Here is a 17715-nt window from a genome sequence, read left to right on the forward strand (position 1 = left end):
GCTCTGCTTTTTTTTCTGTGTGGTGGTATAATATAAGAAAAGGGCTTAAAAAAGGAGAAATGACTATGGGGTTGAAGTTCATATTTGGAAGAGCAGGTAGTGGTAAGAGTTACTACTGTTTAAATAGCATCAAAAAGAAAATAGAAGAAGGATGCACGCACCCACTAATACTATTGGTACCTGAGCAGTTTTCTTTTCAGGCGGAAAAAAATCTTATAAGTATGGTTGGTGAAGCTGGGATGCTTAAGGCTCAAGTTTTGAGTTTTAAGAGGATGGCTCATGTTGTTTTTAATGAGGTTGGAGGACTTACTAGGAAGTATATAAATAATGCAGGTAAGAGTATGCTTATTCACAGAATAATGGAAGAGAATAAGGAGAAACTTACGGTCTTTGGCAAGGCCGCTAAAAAGCAGGGCTTTGTCACTACTGTGTCTGATATTATAACTGAATTCAAAAGACATAATATCACTATTGAAGACTTAAATAGTACTTTGGATAGAATAGAAAATGAGTATTTAAAAAATAAGGTTAAGGATATAACTTTAATTTTTTCAGAGTTTGAAAGAAGACTTCATGAAAGATATATCGATGAAGAAGATGAACTTAGTATGCTTATAGAAAAATTACATAAATCACATATATTTGATGAATCAGAAATTTGGATAGATGAATTTTCAAGCTTTACACCACAGCAATATGAAATTTTGAAAGAGCTTTTAGTTAAGGGAAAAAGAGTAAATATAACTCTATGCACCAATGAGATAGGTGAAGAAAGTACTATAGATAATACAGACTTATTTATGACTACTAAGGCCACAGAAAGAAAATTGTTAGAGATTATACAAAATAATAATATAAAATATGACAAACCACTAGCTTTAAAATGTAATCCTTGTTATAGATTTAAAGATAGCGAAGAACTTCAGCATTTAGAAAGACATTTATATTCCTATCCTTATAAAGCGTATAAGGGCGTGACCTCAGATATACATATTTCTAAGGCATTAAACAAGTATGTAGAGATAGAGGAAACCGCAAGGGACATAATTAGTATATGTAGAGATAAGGGATTTAGATTCAAGGATATTGCTGTTGTGAGTGGAGATTTAGAGAGCTATGAAAGCTTGGTTAGAGCTATATTTGCAGAGTATAATATACCGTATTTTATAGATAAAAAGAGAGAAATAGATAATAATCCAATTGTAGTTTTAATAGTGTCAGTGATAGAGATTCTAGCAAGGAGCTGGTCTTATGAGTCTGTGTTTAGATATTTAAAAACAGGTTTGTCAGGGGTAGACTCTGAACAGATAGATTCCTTGGAGAATTATGTAATTGCAAATGGTATTAGAGGCAACAAGTGGATTAATGAAGAACCTTGGAACTTTAGACTAAGCTATGGGTTTGAGGATGAAGAGTTATCGGAATATGAAAAAGAGTTATTAATTAGTATAAATGAGACAAGAAATAGAGTTAGAACTCCTATTATGAATTTAGCCTCTGTTATCAAGGGGAGAAAAAAAGGAAGACAAATGTGTGAAGGTTTATATAGCTTTTTGTGCGACATTGGTATTCCAGAAAGAATGGAAAAGTGGATAGATGAATTTAAAGAATTAGGAAACCTTGATAAGGCAAATGAATATAGTCAAATTTGGGATATTATAATAGAGGTATTAGATCAAATTGTAGAAGTTGTAGGTGATGAAATTCTAAGTGTAGATACATTTGCTAAGATACTTTCTACTGGATTTAAGGAGTATGAGGTTGGGGTAATTCCACCAGCGCTTGACCAGGTACTTGTGGGAAGTGTAACGAGGCTAAAAAGTCACGATGTAAGTGCACTTTATATAATTGGAAGTAATGATGGGGTTTTTCCAGCAATTATTCCGGAAGAAGGTATACTTACAGACACTGACAGGGAAAGCTTAAAAGAGCGTGGTATGGAGATTGCAAAAGATACAAAAAGTCGGGCTTTTGAGGAACAATTTTTGGTATATACTACACTAACTATAGTAAGTAAGTACCTAAGACTAAGTTATCCAATGGGAGATGAGGAAGGGAAAACGAGAAGACCCTCTATTGTAATATCAAAACTAAAGAAGATATTTCCGAGCTTAAAAGAAGAGAGTAATTTAACAGGAGTAAATGGAGAAGAGAAAAAACTAAAAGCCGTAACAGGTCCAAGAGCCACTTTTAGTGAGTTCATTGCTAGTATTAGAAAAAATGATGAGGGAAGTTATATAAGTCCTTTATGGCTTGATGTTTATAGGTGGTATAGAGATAGCAATGAATGGAATGAAAAACTTCAGACGGTGCTAAGTGGATTTGATTATACAAATGAAGCGGAAATTTCAGACACTCAAAGAGTTAGGAAGCTCTATGGCAAACATATGAATATAAGTGTTTCAAGACTTGAAAAATTTGTAGAGTGCCCTTTTGCATACTTTGTTCAATATGGTCTTAGAGCTAAAGAGAGAAAAGTATATAATTTGACATCACCAGATTTGGGAAGCTTTATGCATAACATTATTCAAAACTTTTCAATAAGATTGAAAGAAGAAAATTTAAATTGGAGAGATATAGATAAGCAGTGGTGTGAAGAGGAAGTATCAAAAATCATAGATGAAAGTTTAAGTAAAATACCAGGTTCTATACTTAATAGTTCGAAAAGATATGGTCACATAGCTAGCAACATAAAAAGAATACTTGCAAGATCAGTTTGGCTTATAACAGAACATGTAAAAAGAGGTGATTTCACACCAACTGGATATGAATTATCTTTTGGAAATTCAGGAGATTTTCCTCCAATATCTGTAAAACTTCATTCAGGAGAACAAGTAAGCCTCATAGGTAGAGTTGATAGAGTGGATGGTATGGAGGAGGAGAATGCCACATATTTGAGGATAATAGACTATAAATCTGGTGCCAAAGAATTTAAGCTATCAGATGTATACTATGGTTTTCAAATGCAGCTTTTAATATATTTAGATGCTATACTTACTGAACTCGAGAATAGAATGGATAAAGAAGCACTTCCAGGTGGCATTCTTTACTTTAAACTAGATGATCCAATTGTGAAAGTAAATGGAGAGCTGTCTGATGAACAAATAGAAAAAGAAATAATGAAAAAGTTAAAAATGAATGGCCTTTTGCTGGATGATCCAGAGGTTATAAAAAGTATGGATAAAGATATTGATAAGGCTTCAGATATTATTCCAGTAAAACTTAAAAAGGATGGCGAACTGTCAAAAGAATCTTCAGTTGCAACTTTAGAACAGTTTCAACTTTTAAGAAGGTATGTTAAGAATACTATCGCTAGTCTTTGTGAGGAAATTTTAGAAGGCAATATTAGCTTAAGTCCATGCAAGAGTAAAAACCGAGATTCATGTGAATATTGTGTTTATTCATCTATATGTCAATTCGATACTTCGATGAAAAACAATAAGTATAGGATCTTGAAAGATAAGAAAGAAGAAGAGATTTGGAGAGAAATACAAAATAAGGTGAAAGAGAATTATAATTAGTTTGTATTTAAATATTCATATTAAAATATAATATTTTTAATAAAAAAATTTAGCCTGTATTCTGTTGAGGGATACAGGCTAAATCATTAAAATAGGGTTTTAAGTACTAATAGTACTTAAAAAATTGGAGGTGATAGGGAAAATTAAGAAAAGCTATGTGGGGGTAATATATAACAAAATATTGAAACTTGCTAAGATAATTATTAGATATTTATAAGCTAAAGTATGGGCAAATTTGTATCAACTAGTGATTAAACTAGAATTTCTAATTTTAATACTCCTATATATTTATTATATGAAAAACATAATTTTGTGTGATTAAATTTTGAAAAAATTTACTAAGTTATATAGTATATTTAAACAGACTTATTTTAACATTTACTTGTTCTAATATAAGTCTGTTGTTTATTTATAAAAATAATAGATTAGAAACAAAATCTTAAATATTCCTAGTACTATGAGGGATATTTGAATGAAGAGTAGAATTAATATCAAAGATGATGTGTAATATTCTGGTAAATTAAGAATATATAATAATGATTAAATATAGGGGGGATTTTAATGAAAAAGAATATATTAAAGGTAATTGCAGCTTTAGCAATCACTGGTATGGTAAGTGCTTTTGCTGGATGCTCTAGTAGTACTGGTACAAGTTCTTCAGCTGGGGGTGGGGATAATGAAATAAAGATAGGTACTTTTGGACCATACACTGGTGATGCTGCCACTGACGGAACTCAAGCTAGAGATGGTGCTCTTCTTGCAGTAGAACAAATAAATAAAAATGGTGGAGTACTCGGAAAACAAATAAAATTAGTAACTATGGATGATCAAGCTAAGGCTCCAGAGGCAATGAATGTAGTTCAAAAGATGATACAACAAGAAAAGGTAACAGCTTTAGTTAGTGGATCTTATAGCACTCCAACTAAAACTGTAGCATCAGTAGTGCAGCAGGCTAAAATACCGATGGTAGTATCCTATGCAGTAAATCCAGCTATAACTCAAGGTGGAAATTATGTATTTAGGGCTATCTATGCAGGTCCAGCTCAAGGGGCTGCAATGGCAGAGTATGCAGTAAAAGAAAAGAATTTAAAGAAGATAGCAGTACTTAACGTAAATAATGACTATGGTAATACAAATGCAGAGGGATTTGTTAATCAGGTTAAAAAGCTTGGTGGAGAAATAGTTATTAGCAGAAATTTTGTAGATGGAACTAAGGATTTTAAAGCACTACTTACTGCAGTAAAAGAAAAGAGTCCAGAAGCGATATATATAGGCTCATATTATAATGAGGCTGCACAAATTTGCTCGCAGGCAAAACAATTAGGTATCACAGTTCCTATCTTAGGCGATGACGGATTTGACTCACCAAAGCTAACTGAACTTGGTGGAAAAAGTGTAGAAGGCGTAGTATTTACAACTCCATTCTTTAGAGAAGAACCAAGAGCAATGGTGCAAGATTTTATAAAGGCTTACAAAGAAAAATATAATAAAGAGCCAGATATGCTTTCAGCTCAATCTTATGACTCTGTGCTTGTATTAGCTGATGCTATAAAAAGAGCAAACAGTACAGATAAAGAGGCTATAAGAAAGGCCCTTTCAGAAACAAAAGGATTTGAAGGTGTTACAGGAAAGTTCTCTTTTGATGATAAAAATGAAGTTGTTAAGCCAGTTATAATAACTAAAGTTGAAAATGGTAAGTTTGTATTTGTAAAGAGTCAAGAGTATAGCAAGTAAGACAATATAAGGGTTTACTTCTAACAGTTAGTTTACACACCGGGATATATTGCTAATTCTTCTGCACTGTAAATACTTTTTAATGTGCGTCAGAATCAGCAATATATCCCTATATGTAAACTAACTGTTAGAATCAGAAACTTATGGAACAAAAGAGAGTGTAAATGGAATCGTTAAGAGTCAAGAATGAGTGGTGCTTATGTCAACTCTTAACTCATAATTCCTAACTCTTAACTATAAAAAGGGGGGATTTGATGTTTTTCCAGCAGCTTTTTAATGGGATAACTATAGGAAGTGTTTATGTGCTTATTGCTATAGGGCTTACTATGATTTATGGGGTTTTGGAGCTATTGCACTTTGCACATGGAGTTGTGTATATGGCTGGGGCTTTTGCGGCTATAAGTTGTATGACATTATTTCATACTAATATATTCGTAGCAATAATTACAGCGATGGTTGTTTCGGCATTTTTGGGATGGATAATCGAGTATTTTGCTTATAAACCAGTAAGAAATGCACCTAAGATTACAGCATTAATTAGTGGTATCGGTATGGCTATAGTTTTAGAAAATGTATATAGAATTAGTTATGGTTCTCAAACTAGAGCATTTCCACAAGAAGGAGTAACAGCTGTGCAGACTTTTAACCTTTCGAAGATAGTTTCAGTTACAAACTATCAGCTCTACATAATGTTAGTAGCGGCAGTGCTTGTTATCATTCTCCACTTATATCTAAAAAAGACTAAAACCGGAATGGCTATGAGGGCCGTATCTATGGATTTCGACGCTTCAAGCTTAATGGGCATAAATGTAAATAAAATCATATCATTTACCTTTATAATTGGATCTGCTTTGGCTGGAGTTGCTGGAACTTTGGTAGCACTTTATTTTAATGCTATTTATCCATCTATGGGTTCCATGCCTGGGATGAAGGCATTTGCTATTGTAGTACTTGGTGGCCTTGGAAGTATCCCGGGGACAATAATTGGAGGATTATTTCTTGGAATAGTAGAGTCTTTTGCAGATGGATATTTAGGTAACTTTATTGTAGGTAAAGATGCTTTTGCATTTATAATTCTAATTCTTGTACTTCTTATCAAACCATCAGGGCTATTTGGTAAGAAAATAGAGAAAGTGTAGGTGATACAGCATGGATATACTTAATTCTTATTTTATTAATATTTTAGTTGTAGCAGGTATATATGTAATTCTGTCTCTTGGATTAAACCTAACAATAGGTTTTGCTGGACAGGTTTCACTTGGGCATGCAGCCTTTTATGCTATAGGAGCTTATACTGCTGCAATTTTATCAGTAAAGTTTGGAATCTCCATATGGTTGACCCTACCGATAGCAGCACTAGTTACTTGGGTTATAGGCGCATTACTTGGATTACCGAGTCTAAGGGTAAAGGAGGATTTTTTAGCTGTAGTAACTATGGGTCTAGGTTTAATTATTCAATCGCTTATGCTTAATTTAAATATAACTGGCGGCCCTATGGGAATTGGTAATATAAAACCAGTATCATTATTCGGCCATAATTTTGGGGTGTTTGAGTTTTTTGTCTTTGAATTATTAGTTATAGTAATACTCACTTTCTCAATGAGAAGAATGATTAACTCTAGGTTTGGACGTGCCTTAGTTGCAATTAGAGAGGATGAAATAGTAGCAAATACTCTTGGTATTAATGCTACTAAGTATAAGGTGTTAGCTTTTGCCATTGGAGCTATGTACGCTGGAATTGCAGGTACACTTTTTGCACATTACTTCACATATGTAAGCCCTGATAGCTTCGGATTTATGGAATCTGCAATAATATTAAGTATGGTTGTAATAGGTGGGCTTGGAAGCATAAGAGGTTCAATAATTGGAGCTATAATTTTAAGTATAGCGCCAGAGCTTTTGAGAGATTTAAAGGACTATAGAATACTTATTTACGGCTTGCTGATGGTTTTAATGATGAGATTTAAACCACAAGGATTATTTGGAACTAGTTCAATATTAAAATTTAAAATTAAAAAGGATAGTGCTGATATTAGTAAGGAAGCTTAGGTTTGAATTATGAACTAAAAATTTGGAAGAAGTAAAATCCTAAAGTTCAATTTTTAATTCAGTTATGGGGGTGATTAAATGACCATATTAGAAACAAAAAAGGTTACAAAAACCTTTGGGGGTCTTTGTGCTGTATCTGAGGTGAATTTTCATATAGATGAAAAAGAAATTGTTGGGCTTATAGGACCAAATGGAGCAGGTAAAACTACTTTTTTTAATATTATTTCAGGATTATATACACCTACTTCTGGAGAAGTTTTCATTAATAATGAAAGAACTGACGGTATAAGATCTCATAAAATTGCCTATAAAGGTGTTTCTAGAACTTTTCAGAACATAAGACTTTTCGGCAATGTATCAGTTTTAGAAAATATAAAAATGGCACGTTATATAAGGTCAAAAGCTGGAGTATGGAGTTCTATTTTTAAACCGAGATGGGTTGTTAAGGAAGAAAAAGAGATTACTGAAAAAGGTATAGAACTTTTAAATTTTGTGGGACTTGAAAATTATAAGGATGAAGTAGCAAAAAATCTTTCCTATGGGAATCAGAGAAAACTTGAAATAGCAAGGGCTTTAGCAAGTGAACCAAAACTATTACTATTAGATGAACCGACTGCTGGAATGAATATGGAAGAAACTAATGCGATGATGAAATTAATTCATACTATAAGAGATATGGGTATTTCTGTATTAGTTATCGAGCATAATATGAGTCTAGTTATGAATGTTTCTGATAGGGTAGTAGTTTTAGATCACGGAGTGAAAATTGCAGATGGTAAGCCAGAAGAAGTATCAAGTAATCCACAGGTTATCGAGGCTTATCTTGGTAAGGAGGTGGATGAAAATGCTTTCAGTGCAGAATATTAAAACTTATTATGGAAATATTCAAGCATTAAAAGATATTTCCTTAGAAATTAGAGATGGAGAGATTGTAACTTTAATAGGTGGAAATGGGGCTGGAAAGACGACCACTTTAAAAACAATATCGGGGCTATTAAAACCTAGAAGTGGGAAGGTAATCTTTGATTCAAAGGATATTACAGGACTTCCAGCGCACAAAGTAGTATCTGAGTCAATTGTTTTAGTCCCAGAGGGAAGACGAGTTTTTTCTAAGCTTACTGTAGAAGAAAATTTACAGATAGGTGCTTATTCTAGAAGTGTAAAGAAGGACCAAATAATTAAAGAAACTAAAGATATTTATGATATATTCCCTAGACTTGAGGAAAGAAAAAAGCAATTTGCAGGAACTTTAAGCGGGGGGGAGCAGCAAATGCTTGCGATAGGCAGGGGGTTAATGGCAAAACCAAAGCTTTTGCTTTTAGATGAACCTTCCATGGGGGTTGCACCTATTGTAGTGAAAGAAATATTTCAGGTAATAAAAGATATAAATAGAAAACTAGGTACAACAATTTTTCTAGTAGAACAGAACGCAAAAATGGCACTAGCAATAGCTAATAGAGGTTATGTTTTAGAAACAGGAAGGGTTATACTTGGAGGAACAACAGAGGAGTTAAAGCTAAGCAATGAAGTAAAAAAGGCATATTTAGGATCGTAGTGTATAGATATGCCAACACAAAGCTAGACTTATACGCCGGTATATATTAGTAATTCCTCTGCACTATAAATACTTTTAATTCGTCTAAAGCTCGAATACAGAGAAAAGCTAAGAACTTTGACAAACTCGCTATCACTCAGACATGTCTAAAGTTCCAAGCTTTTTCCTGTATACTCGCTAAGACTCATAAAGAAGTATTTAAATGTGCTTCAGAATTACTAATATATACCTCTGTGTAAGTCTAAGTTGAAACTAGGCTGCCTACAGATTTTTAAGTATTAAAAACTGCTCATACTTAAGAGAGATTTAAGTATGAGCAGTTTTTTGCATGTTCTAGTAGAAAATCTATTCTTCGTTTTAATACCTTATAAACATCCTCGCACTCATCATTTATATCATAAACTAAATGTATGGTATCTTTAATTTTTGAGTGTTTTGCACAAACAATAGGAGAAACTGCTAGTGTATTAGAAGAACTAGCCAGGTCATAGGAAGTTGTAGCAAGCTGGACTAAAATAGTTAGTAATGGATTAATACTATAATTAAAGTATACAGATTCCCAAGGATCCATTTCTAACTTTGCCAGTTGTTCTCTGATATTATTGACATTTTGAAGTGTTGTTGAAGCTTTGTCAATAGCATCGCTAATATTCTGGTTAGAAGTATCTGAGGGATTATTTGTAGATGTAGAGCTATTATTTGATGTATTTGTTTGTGATAGTTGATTTTGAACAGCTTTTGCACTTTCGATTCCAGACAGAATAATAGTATTTATATTTTGAAGGTTAGCATTTGTATTACTAACATTGTTTTCATTATTAATATTTATATTATCATTAGAATTCGAAGCATTTTGATTTTCAGAACCCTGTGAAGAATCTTGTCTTTTATTGTTAGATTCATTAGGGTTAGTCGCTATAATATTATTTATATTTTGTATATTTTTTTTAGTATTATTGATGGTATTATTCATGTTGGTGTTGTTGCCACTATCCTTTTTACGATTATTTGATTCCAAGTTTTTTTTCATAGTACTCACCCTATTTATATATTTATATATTTATTTTATAACTTAATAGAAAATATGTTACAACAAAACGTATTATCCATTTAAATTAATAAAATTAAATAAAAATTTATAGTCAAAATGGCAGGAAGCATTTTTTACAAGCTTCTTGCCATTTTTAAATTGGATGCCAGTAAATAAAGCATAATTATTTATATCTTTCTGGGTAGCAAGCGTTAATATAGTCATTAAGTGGAGAGTCTTTAAAATAAAACTAGTGAGTTAGGGAGTAAAAGATTATGAAAGTAGTTATTGCACGAGATTCCTATAAAGGAAGTTTATCGGCAAAGGAAGTATCGGAAGTAATTGAAAAAGGTATTAAAAAAGTAGAAAAAATATTGATGTAATAAAAGTTCAAATGGCAGATGGTGGAGAAGGTATGATTGATAATCAAAATCTCTATGGAAAGACACCATTTGGCATAGCAGAAATTGCTTTAAAATACGAAGTTCCGGTGATTGCAATAGTAGGAGGGATTGGCAAGCAGAGATATTATATAGTAATGGGTTTACTAGTATTTTTTCTATAGTTGATAAACCAATGAAGTTAGAAGAGTCAATAAAGAACTGTGATATATTACTTCAAAATACTGCTGAACGAATTATGAGGATATTTAAGATTAAATTTTAGTGTTTTATTACAATGTTTTAATATATTGCTTACCAAGTCAAAAATAGGGGAGATTGATTATAACTTTCTCCTTTCTTTTCACTGCTTAGATATGACAAATTATAACATGAAATTTATTGAAATAACTTTAAAATAAGATTTTTGATTGTATAATGACATAAACTGAGTCAGGAGTGTCAGTATAACAAAATTAAAGTAATTATGAGAAAAAGTTAATATCATGTGTATAATTTAAAATATAAAAGCACATGATATTTGTGTAGTAAAAATAATAGTGATATCATAACACATGTTGCTGAGTGAGGCAGCAAAAAGTTGTTCAGGCAAAAAGTGTTGACAACTAGAAAGTGTATGTGTTATTATTACAGAGCTGTCAGGAATAAGAACTTAAGTAAAAAAATTAAAGAAGTTCTTGACATTGTAAAATATACATGATAAACTTTAAAAGTCGCTGAGTTGAGTGACATGATCCTTGAAAATTAAACAGAGTGAAAATAAGTTAAAACTTATTTTTAAATAAACCAGCAATTCTTTGAGTTACTTTAAAGTAACAAAACAGTAATGAGCAAGCAAACTTTTAAATTGAGAGTTTGATCCTGGCTCAGGACGAACGCTGGCGGCGTGCCTAACACATGCAAGTCGAGCGATGAAACCCTTCGGGGTGGATTAGCGGCGGACGGGTGAGTAACACGTGGGTAACCTGCCTCAAAGAGGGGGATAGCCTCCCGAAAGGGAGATTAATACCGCATAACATTGGTTTTTCGCATGAAGAACTAATTAAAGGAGTAATCCGCTTTGAGATGGACCCGCGGCGCATTAGCTAGTTGGTGAGGTAAAGGCTCACCAAGGCGACGATGCGTAGCCGACCTGAGAGGGTGATCGGCCACATTGGAACTGAGATACGGTCCAGACTCCTACGGGAGGCAGCAGTGGGGAATATTGCACAATGGGCGAAAGCCTGATGCAGCAACGCCGCGTGAGTGATGAAGGCCTTCGGGTTGTAAAGCTCTGTCTTTGGGGACGATAATGACGGTACCCAAGGAGGAAGCCACGGCTAACTACGTGCCAGCAGCCGCGGTAATACGTAGGTGGCAAGCGTTGTCCGGATTTACTGGGCGTAAAGGATGCGTAGGCGGATATTTAAGTGAGATGTGAAATTCCCGGGCTTAACTTGGGAGCTGCATTTCAAACTGGATATCTAGAGTGTGGGAGAGGAGAATGGAATTCCTAGTGTAGCGGTGAAATGCGTAGAGATTAGGAAGAACACCAGTGGCGAAGGCGATTCTCTGGACCATAACTGACGCTGAGGCATGAAAGCGTGGGTAGCAAACAGGATTAGATACCCTGGTAGTCCACGCCGTAAACGATGAGTACTAGGTGTAGGAGGGTCCAACCTTCTGTGCCGCAGTTAACACAATAAGTACTCCGCCTGGGAAGTACGATCGCAAGATTAAAACTCAAAGGAATTGACGGGGGCCCGCACAAGCAGCGGAGCATGTGGTTTAATTCGAAGCAACGCGAAGAACCTTACCTGGACTTGACATCCCCTGAATTACTCGTAATGGAGGAAGCCCTTCGGGGCAGGGAGACAGGTGGTGCATGGTTGTCGTCAGCTCGTGTCGTGAGATGTTAGGTTAAGTCCTGCAACGAGCGCAACCCTTATCATTAGTTGCTACCATTAAGTTGAGCACTCTAGTGAGACTGCCCGGGTTAACCGGGAGGAAGGTGGGGATGACGTCAAATCATCATGCCCCTTATGTCCAGGGCTACACACGTGCTACAATGGTGAGTACAATTAGATGCAAACCCGCGAGGGGGAGCCAAACTAAAAAACTCATCCCAGTTCGGATTGTAGGCTGAAACTCGCCTACATGAAGCTGGAGTTGCTAGTAATCGCGAATCAGAATGTCGCGGTGAATACGTTCCCGGGCCTTGTACACACCGCCCGTCACACCATGAGAGCTGGCAACACCCGAAGTCCGTGAGGTAACCGTAAGGAGCCAGCGGCCGAAGGTGGGGTCAGTGATTGGGGTGAAGTCGTAACAAGGTAGCCGTAGGAGAACCTGCGGCTGGATCACCTCCTTTCTAAGGAATAATAACTAGAAGCTTAGGTTTTTAGTTACATTGGAATTCTGGTTTACACTCTGTTTAATTTTGAGGGATTAAAACCTCAAATAAAGCTAACACTAAGGTGGTAGCAAAATGTTCTTTGAAAATTGCACAGTGATAAGCGTTGAATAATGAGAATTATTTGACATAAACAAAGTAAAGCTAAAGGTATATATACCTTTGTAGAATTATGATTTAAGGTCAAGCTACAAAGGGCGCATGGTGAATGCCTTGGCACCAGTAGCCGATGAAGGACGCGATAAGCTGCGATAAGCTTCGGGTAGGCGCAAATAGCCTGCGATCCGGAGATTTCCGAATGGGGCAACCCACATAGCTAACGCTATGTACTGTAAACTGAATTCATAGGTTTATAGAGGTAGACCCGGGGAACTGAAACATCTAAGTACCCGGAGGAAGAGAAAGAAAAATCGATTTCCTAAGTAGCGGCGAGCGAAAGGGAAAGAGCCCAAACCAGGAACTTGTTCCTGGGGTTGCGGACAGATCATTAAATACTGTGATTTCTTAATTGAAGAGAGCTGGAAGGCTCCGCCATAGAAGGTAACAGCCCTGTAGGTAAAAAGAATAACAGTCAGATCTGATCCAGAGTACCACGAGACACGTGAAACCTTGTGGGAAGCAGGGAGGACCACCTCCCAAGGCTAAATACTAACTGGTGACCGATAGTGAAGCAGTACCGTGAGGGAAAGGTGAAAAGAACCCCGGAAGGGGAGTGAAATAGAACCTGAAACCGTGTGTCCACAATCAGTCGAAGCAGTTTTACCTGCGACGACGTGCTTTTTGTAGAACGAGCCAGCGAGTTACGATGTGTAGCAAGGTTAAGTATTTAAGATACGTAGCCGAAGGGAAACCGAGTCTGAATAGGGCAAAAAGTTGCATGTCGTAGACCCGAAACCGGGTGACCTATCCATGGACAGGTTGAAGCGGAAGTAAAATTCCGTGGAGGACCGAACCACATTGGTGTTGAAAAACCATGGGATGAGCTGTGGATAGCGGAGAAATTCCAATCGAACTCGGAGATAGCTGGTTCTCCTCGAAATAGCTTTAGGGCTAGCGTTTTGAATGAGTAGTGGAGGTAGAGCACTGAATGGGCTAGGGGCTGACAACAGTTACTGAACCCTATCAAACTCCGAATGCCATATACTTGAATCAAAGCAGTCAGACTACGAATGATAAGATCCGTGGTCAAAAGGGAAACAGCCCAGACCATCAGCTAAGGTCCCAAAGTGTAAGTTAAGTGGAAAAGGATGTGGGATTTCTAAGACAACTAGGATGTTGGCTTAGAAGCAGCCACTCATTTAAAGAGTGCGTAATAGCTCACTAGTCGAGAGATCCTGCGCCGAAGATGTTCGGGGCTAAAACTTACCACCGAAGCTATGGATTCACCGTAAGGTGAGTGGTAGAGGAGCTTCCTGTATGGGTTGAAGTCGTACCGTAAGGAGCGGTGGACTGTACAGGAGTGAGTATGCTGGCATAAGTAGCGAGAAATAAGTGAGAATCTTATTGGTCGAAAACCTAAGGTTTCCTGAGGAAGGCTCGTCCGCTCAGGGTTAGTCGGGACCTAAGCCGAGGCCGAAAGGCGTAGGTGATGGACAATCGGTTGATATTCCGATACCACCAGTTTGCGTTATTACAAATGGGATGACGCAGGAGGATAAGATGTGCGCACTATTGGATGTGCGTCTAAGCACTTAGGCAGACTAGATAGGCAAATCCGTCTAGTTAATGCTGAGGTGTTACGGGGAGCCCTTTTGGGCGAAGTATCTGATTCCACGCTGCCAAGAAAAGTCTCTATGGAGTGAACTGGTGCCCGTACCGCAAACCGACACAGGTAGGTGAGGAGAGAATCCTAAGACCAGCGGAAGAATTGTTGTCAAGGAACTCGGCAAATTGACCCCGTAACTTCGGGAGAAGGGGTGCCACCGCAAGGTGGTCGCAGAGAATAGGCCCAAGCAACTGTTTAGCAAAAACACAGGTCTCTGCTAAAGCGAAAGCTGATGTATAGGGGCTGACGCCTGCCCGGTGCTGGAAGGTTAAGGGGAACACTTAGCGCAAGCGAAGGTGTGAACTTAAGCCCCAGTAAACGGCGGCCGTAACTATAACGGTCCTAAGGTAGCGAAATTCCTTGTCGGGTAAGTTCCGACCCGCACGAATGGCGTAATGACTTGGGCACTGTCTCGACAACAAATCCGGCGAAATTGTATTGCGAGTGAAGATGCTCGCTACCCGCGATTGGACGGAAAGACCCCGTAGAGCTTTACTGTAGCTTAGCATTGAGTCTCGGTATTGTCTGTACAGGATAGGTGGGAGACTGCGAAGCAGAGGCGTCAGCCTTTGTGGAGTCGTCCTTGGGATACCACCCTGACAGTACTGGGATTCTAACCGGTGGCCATGAATCTGGTCACGGGACATTGTTAGGTGGGCAGTTTGACTGGGGCGGTCGCCTCCTAAAAAGTAACGGAGGCGCCCAAAGGTTCCCTCAGAACGGTTGGAAATCGTTCGTAGAGTGCAAAGGCAGAAGGGAGCCTGACTGCGACACAAACAAGTGGAGCAGGGACGAAAGTCGGGCTTAGTGATCCGGTGGTACCTCGTGGGAGGGCCATCGCTCAACGGATAAAAGCTACCTCGGGGATAACAGGCTGATCTCCCCCAAGAGTCCACATCGACGGGGAGGTTTGGCACCTCGATGTCGGCTCGTCGCATCCTGGGGCTGAAGTAGGTCCCAAGGGTTGGGCTGTTCGCCCATTAAAGCGGCACGCGAGCTGGGTTCAGAACGTCGTGAGACAGTTCGGTCCCTATCCGTCGCGGGCGTAGGAAATTTGAGAGGAGCTGTCCTTAGTACGAGAGGACCGGGATGGACTGACCTCTGGTGCACCAGTTGTTCCGCCAGGAGCACAGCTGGGTAGCTATGTCGGGACGGGATAAACGCTGAAAGCATCTAAGCGTGAAGCCCACCTCAAGATAAGATTTCCCATAGCGTAAGCTAGTAAGACCCCTTGAAGAACACAAGGTTGATAGGTCAGAGGTGTAAGCATGGTAACATGTTCAGCTGACTGATACTAATAGGTCGAGGGCTTGACCTAAAAAATATCACTGTGCAATTTTGAAAGAATAATTCTTTCAATCTGGTAATTATGACGTAAAGGCTACACCCGTTCCCATTCCGAACACGAAGGTTAAGCTTTACAGTGCCGATGGTACTGCACGGGAGACTGTGTGGAAGAGTAGGTCGTTGCCAGGTCAAAATATTCCGCGATAGCTCAATGGTAGAGCACTCGGCTGTTAACCGAGTTGTTGGAGGTTCGAGCCCTCTTCGCGGAGCCATTTTTATTTTTGAATAATAAAATATGTTTATATAAAGGACTACTTTTAAATAAGTAGTCTTTTTTTATTTCTTTAAATATATTATTATTTAGTAAATGGTAATAATATATTTTGTGCGAAAATATAAATTGGAGGTTTTTGATTATGTCAAAGCTATTCTCAACAATCCAAATAAAGGACATGGAATTAAAAAATAGAATTGTAATGCCACCTATGTGTATGTATAGTGCTGATAGTGAAGGAAATCCCAACTCCTGGCATTTTGTACACTATGCCACAAGGGCTATTGGTGGGGTTGGATTAATAATATTGGAGGCAACTGGAATTGAACCCCGTGGAAGAATAACAGACAAGGATTTAGGAATATGGAGTGATTCTCATGTAGATGGCTTAAAGGAAATTGTAGATGAGGTTAAAAAGCATGGTGCAAAAATAGGAATACAACTAGGTCATGCAGGAAGAAAATGTGAAGCACCGTCAGAGCAAATAATTGCTCCAAGTGCTATAGCGTATAGTGATAACTATAGAGTTCCTGTCGAGATGACACAGGAAGATATAAAAACAGTAGTCAACGCATTCAAGAAAGGTGCTGAGAGAGCAGACTCTGCAGGATTTGATGTTATAGAGATACATGCAGCACATGGATACTTAATAAATGAATTTTTATCTCCACTTTCTAATAAAAGAAATGATGAATACGGCGGAAGTCTAGAGAATAGAGCAAAGTTCTTAATAGAGACAATTAGAGCTGTTAGAGAAGTTTGGCCTGAAGAAAAACCTTTGATAGTGAGAGTTTCTGCAGAAGATTACGTAGAAGAAGGAAATCATGACATGGATTTAGCTAAGATTATAAATTTAGTTAAAGATGAAGGTGTTGATTTAATAAATGTAAGTTCAGGAGCAGTAGTATCAACTAGAATAAATGTTTACCCAGGATACCAAATTAAATATGCGGAAACAATTAGACAAGAAACTAAAATACCTGTAATAGCAGGTGGACTAATTACAAGTGCAACAATGTGTGAGGAAATTTTACAGAATTATAGAGCTGACTTGGTGTTTTTAGGAAGGGAGCTTCTTAGAAATCCTTATTGGGCGCTAGAAGCATCTGAAGAGTTAGGGGATAAGGTTAACTGGCCTATTCAATATGAAAGAAGTAAAAAATAGACTGTAAGTAAACCCAATTGGCAATAATTAATGGAAATCTCTCAATTAATATGAGAGATTTCCAAGAATATTTGAAAAGTCTGTTCTAGTAGTTTTATTTATTTTTATACTTTTCTGCTAAATTTTTTTCGAAGATTTGTACAGCTGATTTAGTAAAATTACCTCCTATTGCACCACCTACAGTACCACATACTTTAGAAGGCATATCACCCCAATACCCACTTTTAGGTATAGGAATTCCCAATTCATTTGCAAGTTCTGTTTTCGTTTTAGCTGTTTCTTTTGCTACAATGGAAGTCTTACTTTCGAATTTATTATTCATATTATATTAGCCACCTCTCATAAATTAAGATTACGAATAAACTATTTAAAGAATAATATAATACATTAACTTAGGTTTCTAAACTTAAAGAAAGTTAACCTATATAAGTATTTTTCGTACTAGTACTATTTATATTCTATTATACTTTTTACAGTTTTTAATTAAGAATGAATTTAAGTAAGTGTTTTGATATATAGTAATTAAGTGTAAACTTTATTTT

Annotated in this window: 10 protein-coding genes, 1 tRNA gene, 3 rRNA genes and 1 pseudogene; 13 read left to right on the plus strand and 2 right to left on the minus strand. The window is 37.0% G+C overall.

Features of this window, described 5'->3' with window-relative positions; genetic code table 11:
- Nucleotides 1-65: 65 nt before the first annotated feature.
- The 6 genes from addB to AC0N0V_RS02385 all read left to right on the plus strand — a co-directional run bounded on the left by addB (nt 66) and on the right by AC0N0V_RS02385 (nt 8859).
- On the plus strand, nt 66-3521 hold the full coding sequence (gene addB / locus AC0N0V_RS02360) for a helicase-exonuclease AddAB subunit AddB (RefSeq protein ID WP_474464412.1): 3456 nt from the start codon (nt 66-68) through the stop codon (nt 3519-3521).
- Between the two features lie 561 nt (nt 3522-4082).
- Nucleotides 4083-5255, plus strand: coding sequence for an ABC transporter substrate-binding protein (locus tag AC0N0V_RS02365; protein WP_474461953.1), 1173 nt, complete (start codon nt 4083-4085; stop codon nt 5253-5255).
- A gap of 254 nt (nt 5256-5509) precedes the next feature.
- On the plus strand, nt 5510-6394 hold the full coding sequence (locus AC0N0V_RS02370; RefSeq protein ID WP_474461954.1) for a branched-chain amino acid ABC transporter permease: 885 nt from the start codon (nt 5510-5512) through the stop codon (nt 6392-6394).
- Between the two features lie 10 nt (nt 6395-6404).
- Nucleotides 6405-7304, plus strand: a complete 900-nt coding sequence (locus AC0N0V_RS02375; RefSeq protein WP_474461955.1) for a branched-chain amino acid ABC transporter permease — start codon at nt 6405-6407, stop codon at nt 7302-7304.
- A gap of 78 nt (nt 7305-7382) precedes the next feature.
- Entirely contained in the window at nt 7383-8171 is a 789-nt protein-coding gene (locus AC0N0V_RS02380) for an ABC transporter ATP-binding protein (RefSeq protein ID WP_474461956.1), read from the plus strand.
- Nucleotides 8149-8859, plus strand: coding sequence for an ABC transporter ATP-binding protein (locus AC0N0V_RS02385; protein ID WP_474461957.1), 711 nt, complete (start codon nt 8149-8151; stop codon nt 8857-8859). The genes AC0N0V_RS02380 and AC0N0V_RS02385 overlap by 23 nt, the downstream gene beginning before the upstream one ends.
- A 295-nt stretch (nt 8860-9154) precedes the next feature.
- Here AC0N0V_RS02385 and AC0N0V_RS02390 read toward each other — a convergent pair whose 3' ends face one another.
- A complete protein-coding gene (locus AC0N0V_RS02390) occupies nt 9155-9889 on the minus strand; it encodes a hypothetical protein (RefSeq protein WP_474461958.1) in 735 nt (244 codons plus the stop codon).
- 275 nt (nt 9890-10164) lie between these two features.
- Between AC0N0V_RS02390 and AC0N0V_RS02395 the strand changes: the two genes are divergently transcribed.
- The 7 genes and pseudogenes from AC0N0V_RS02395 to namA all read left to right on the plus strand — a co-directional run bounded on the left by AC0N0V_RS02395 (nt 10165) and on the right by namA (nt 17173).
- Nucleotides 10165-10272, plus strand: a complete 108-nt coding sequence (locus AC0N0V_RS02395; RefSeq protein WP_474461959.1) for a glycerate kinase — start codon at nt 10165-10167, stop codon at nt 10270-10272.
- 32 nt (nt 10273-10304) lie between these two features.
- A pseudogene (locus AC0N0V_RS02400) lies at nt 10305-10555 on the plus strand (glycerate kinase).
- A 578-nt stretch (nt 10556-11133) separates the two neighbouring features.
- Nucleotides 11134-12640 (plus strand): 16S ribosomal RNA (locus tag AC0N0V_RS02405).
- A gap of 223 nt (nt 12641-12863) precedes the next feature.
- A 23S ribosomal RNA gene (locus AC0N0V_RS02410) occupies nt 12864-15765 on the plus strand.
- Between the two features lie 41 nt (nt 15766-15806).
- Nucleotides 15807-15923 (plus strand): 5S ribosomal RNA (rrf, locus tag AC0N0V_RS02415).
- The 16S, 23S and 5S rRNA genes sit together here with 1 tRNA gene alongside, the layout of an rRNA operon.
- 8 nt (nt 15924-15931) lie before the next feature.
- A tRNA-Asn gene (locus AC0N0V_RS02420) sits at nt 15932-16006 on the plus strand.
- Nucleotides 16007-16150: 144 nt separating this feature from the next.
- Nucleotides 16151-17173 carry an NADPH dehydrogenase NamA gene (gene namA / locus AC0N0V_RS02425; RefSeq protein ID WP_474461960.1) on the plus strand — a complete coding sequence of 341 codons (1023 nt, stop codon included), beginning with the start codon at nt 16151-16153 and terminating at the stop codon, nt 17171-17173.
- A gap of 94 nt (nt 17174-17267) precedes the next feature.
- Here the strand turns inward: namA and AC0N0V_RS02430 are convergent, their stop codons facing one another.
- Entirely contained in the window at nt 17268-17495 is a 228-nt protein-coding gene (locus tag AC0N0V_RS02430) for a small, acid-soluble spore protein, alpha/beta type (protein WP_474461961.1), read from the minus strand.
- Between the last annotated feature and the right edge of the window lie 220 nt (nt 17496-17715).

This window comes from Clostridium sp. CS1-1 (assembly GCF_056135525.1).

Excerpts from the sequence above, each read along its gene's own strand:
- AC0N0V_RS02430 (WP_474461961.1), bottom strand. The coding sequence starts at position 17,495 with ATGAATAATAAATTCGAAAGTAAGACTTCCATTGTAGCAAAAGAAACA.
- AC0N0V_RS02390 (WP_474461958.1), bottom strand. The coding sequence starts at position 9,889 with ATGAAAAAAAACTTGGAATCAAATAATCGTAAAAAGGATAGTGGCAAC.
- AC0N0V_RS02395 (WP_474461959.1), top strand. The coding sequence starts at position 10,165 with ATGAAAGTAGTTATTGCACGAGATTCCTATAAAGGAAGTTTATCGGCA.
- AC0N0V_RS02375 (WP_474461955.1), top strand. The coding sequence starts at position 6,405 with ATGGATATACTTAATTCTTATTTTATTAATATTTTAGTTGTAGCAGGT.
- AC0N0V_RS02370 (WP_474461954.1), top strand. The coding sequence starts at position 5,510 with ATGTTTTTCCAGCAGCTTTTTAATGGGATAACTATAGGAAGTGTTTAT.
- AC0N0V_RS02380 (WP_474461956.1), top strand. The coding sequence starts at position 7,383 with ATGACCATATTAGAAACAAAAAAGGTTACAAAAACCTTTGGGGGTCTT.
- AC0N0V_RS02365 (WP_474461953.1), top strand. The coding sequence starts at position 4,083 with ATGAAAAAGAATATATTAAAGGTAATTGCAGCTTTAGCAATCACTGGT.
- addB (WP_474464412.1), top strand. The coding sequence starts at position 66 with ATGGGGTTGAAGTTCATATTTGGAAGAGCAGGTAGTGGTAAGAGTTAC.
- AC0N0V_RS02385 (WP_474461957.1), top strand. The coding sequence starts at position 8,149 with ATGCTTTCAGTGCAGAATATTAAAACTTATTATGGAAATATTCAAGCA.
- namA (WP_474461960.1), top strand. The coding sequence starts at position 16,151 with ATGTCAAAGCTATTCTCAACAATCCAAATAAAGGACATGGAATTAAAA.